Source organism: Microcoleus sp. SVA1B4, from assembly GCF_036700545.1.
Classification (GTDB): Bacteria; Cyanobacteriota; Cyanobacteriia; order Cyanobacteriales; family Microcoleaceae; genus Microcoleus.
The window spans coordinates 4,037-7,477 of record NZ_JAUBPB010000118.1; the positions used below are offsets into that span (position 1 = coordinate 4,037).

1 protein-coding gene is annotated in these 3,441 nt (G+C 50.1%); it reads right to left on the bottom strand.

The genetic code is table 11. From position 1 onward, the window contains the following. Positions 1–3,441, bottom strand: a 3,441-nt coding sequence (locus QT987_RS28940) for a DUF4347 domain-containing protein (RefSeq protein WP_333246876.1), incomplete at both ends; no start/stop codon positions are given.

A 3,441-nucleotide genomic window follows, 5' to 3' on the forward strand; every position in this document is an offset into this window, starting at 1 on the left:
CGGCGTCGGCGTTGGAGTATCAGTTGTCGGCGTCGGAGTTGGAGTATCAGTTGTCGGTGTCGGAGTTGGAGTATCAGTTGTCGGCGTTGGCGTCGGAGTGCCAGTTGTCGGCGTTGGTGTGGGCGTGACTGGCGTCGGCGTTGGTGTGGGCGTGACTGGCGTCGGCGTTGGCGTGACTGGCGTCGGCGTCGGAGTTGGAGTATCAGTTGTCGGCGTTGGTGTCGGCGTTGGCGTCGGTGTCGGCGTGACTGGCGTCGGCGTTGGTGTCGGCGTCGGCGTGGGAGTCTCAGTTGTCGGCGTTGGCGTCGGCGTGACTGGTGTCGGCGTTGGCGTCGGTGTCGGTGGCGCTACATCATCATTAGTAATAGTTGTGGTAGCGGTAGCAGCGGTAATTGTCGGTGTAGAATCTAATACCGAGGGATTTGACAGCGTAACCTCAAGGGTTTCATTGTCTTCGATCGCCGCATCGCCTAAAACATCGAGAGTAATGGTTTTCGATGTCTCGCCCGCTGCAAAATTAATCGTACCAGTCGCAGCAGTTGCACCGGATGTGCCACCGATGTTGTTGTAGTCGGTGACGTTGCTAGCAGTACCCGCGATCGCATAATCTACTGTGCTCGCCAACTCAGTGCTACCGCTGCGGGTAACAGTAAAAGTGGCAGCAGTTTTGCCTTCATTGCCTTCTGTAACGGTTGCAACACCAGCACTAATCGCGTAGTCGATCGGATTAAGCAGAATTGTCACCTTGCTAGCACCCGATCCGATGCGATCGCCTGGCCCGGAAATCACCCTGTTAAATCCGGCGTAAATCTCCGAATTGACTGGCCCGCCATCATCAGGTTGACCATTGAGAGCATAAAGATACGGCGAATTCAGGCTATTTTTTAGCCCGCTTTTGTTATCCCACGCAAGTTGTTCGTTGCTGACTTCTAACTCGACGCGGGAACCGTTGGTGACCAAGTTAGGCACATTTCCTGGGGTAAGGACTCCGCCAGGGGGTGTATTGTAGTCATTGCCGTTAACGCTCATATTCCCGTTAACAATCTGCATCTCGGCATCGCGCCTTTGAGTGCTTGCATCCCCTCCATAGCCGTCGTTTGACGCTGAGTCGCCGAGATTTACCGTCCATCCTGACGGAGTTTTGTCGTATTCAACGATGAATTTCGCTTTTTTGATTTTGCCGTCAAAATTGATTTTGGCTACGGCTTCTAACCAACTATCTGCGTTTGAGTCTGTCGGGGTATTTACTAGAGAAATAAACGGGTTTGGCCCACCAGTAATTGTGCCTGTTTTGAGGTCGATTTGGTACGGACTCAGGCTTGAAGGTTGACCGTTAGCAGCAATAGTTAGTGTGGTTTGTTTGGTTGTACCTGCAATGCCTCCGGTGATTGTGCCCAAGTTGAGGATTGCGGTTTCGGCGTTTTCAACTATGTTGTCGGGTTTGATAGTAAATGCAACATTCTGAGTGAGTGCGTCACCTGTTGCACCTGCGGGGAAAATTATCGAGGTAGGGGAAAAGGTGTAGTCTGAATTTTCGGTGGCACTGCTGCTGGGGTCGATGAGAATTGGTACAGTTACATCGGTGAAGGGTGTGCCGCCACTGAGGGTGACGGGAATATTAACTACTTTGTCTGTTGTTCCTTCTGTACCGCTGTATGTTGCTGCACCAAAATTAACTGTATTGGGTGTATTCAGCAGAATCGAAACGTTGTTAGGATTGTAGTCGGTGGTGACCAAGTCAGGCAAACCGTCCCCGTTCAAATCCTTCGCAATAACAGCAGTAGGCTGCAATCCCGCATCTAAATCAACAGTCTTGGTAAATGTGCCGTCGCCATTCCCCAACAGAGTTGAAACCTTGTTATTGTTCCCGACAGCCAAGTCTTGCTTGGAGTCACCGTTGAGATCCGCAACGGTGAGGAAATAAGAACTCGGTCCCACTGGAATTTCCGTAGTAGTAAAGCCTCCGCTACCATTTCCTAGCAGGATAGAGATGTTGTTAGAGTTCTGGTCCGCTACAGCCAAGTCGGGGAAGGAGTCGCTGTTAAATTTCCCCACAGCTATAGAAGATGGTCGTGACCCCACTGGAATCTTGTTTGCCGGGCCAAAACTCCCACTGCCATCCCCCAGCAGAATTGAAACGCCTTCACCTGTTTGATTGTTCGCGACAGCCAAGTCCTTTATTCCGTCGCCGTTAAAGTCATCGACCGCAATAGATTGAGGCGCTATTCCTACCAAAAAGTTTTGAGGAGGCGCAAAAGTGCCATCAAGATTCTGCAATAGAATTGAGACGACACCATTAGTATTGGGGGAACCCGTGGCACGATTAGTCGCTAAAGCTAAGTCTGTCCTGCCGTCGCCGTTAAAATCTTCCGCAGCAATGTATTTAGTGAAAATATATGAATCGAAAGATAGATCCACGGGAGCACCCAAGCCAGTGCTACTCCCAAAAAACATTGATACAGAACCATTGCCATTATTTACAACCAAGTCGTCATAGATATCTGTATTAAATTTAGCGACAGCCTGGATATAGGCCCCCTGTTGCAACAGAGTAGCGGTGCCAAAGCTACCCGTGCCATTTCCTAACAGAATTGATGTGCCAGCAGCGGCGCCACTGCTGGAATTGCCCACGGCTAAGTCCTTTATTCCGTCGCCGTTAAAATCACCGACATCGACGGAGACAGGATCTGAACCTACGGGAAAGTTAGTCGCAGTACCAAAACTATTTAAAACATACTCGTAACCCGCTAACACTTCGGGTTCAAATACCAGCGGTGCTTCTATTTTCCCGGTTCTGACTTCCAGTTCCCAGTCCCCGCCCTTTGCTACACTTCCGGTGAGGTTTTTGGAAGCTGCAACATTGGTATTTGTGAGTTGGGCAATTCGTTGGATGAAGGCGAAACCGTCTAGATATAAATCTACATCTACATCTAAATCTCTGGCTTGTTCCCCGATACCGCCGGGGAATGAATTCCCCGTCTCATAGCGAAAGTCCTCTGAAGAGGACTCAATAGCCGCCTTGTTTTCAGTCGGTTTCAACCGACTTGAGCTTTGAGACAGGGAATTCATTCCCTGGCGGACTTTCGGGTAAGCAGTCGGTTTCAACCGACTTGAGCTTTGAGCCTGGGAATTCATTCCCTGGCGGACTTTCGGGTAAGCGCGAGGTGCTGCTGCGACATTACAACCGTAAATCAGAATGTCTGCACCCAGATTTAAAGCAATCCGCCACTGCTGCAATTTCTCGGAATAAGTTTCCACATTATCTAAACTCAAGCTACCGTCGCCGAGTTGCAAGCTACCCGGAGCACCGTGAGAAACTATGTGAATGCTGTCAATATTGCTGCGAAGACCTAAAATTTGAGTAATTTGGTCGATCGCATCTCGGTTCCCATCCAAAACAACTACTTCCGTACCCGGTTTTACCCCGGCCATCAAACTTTG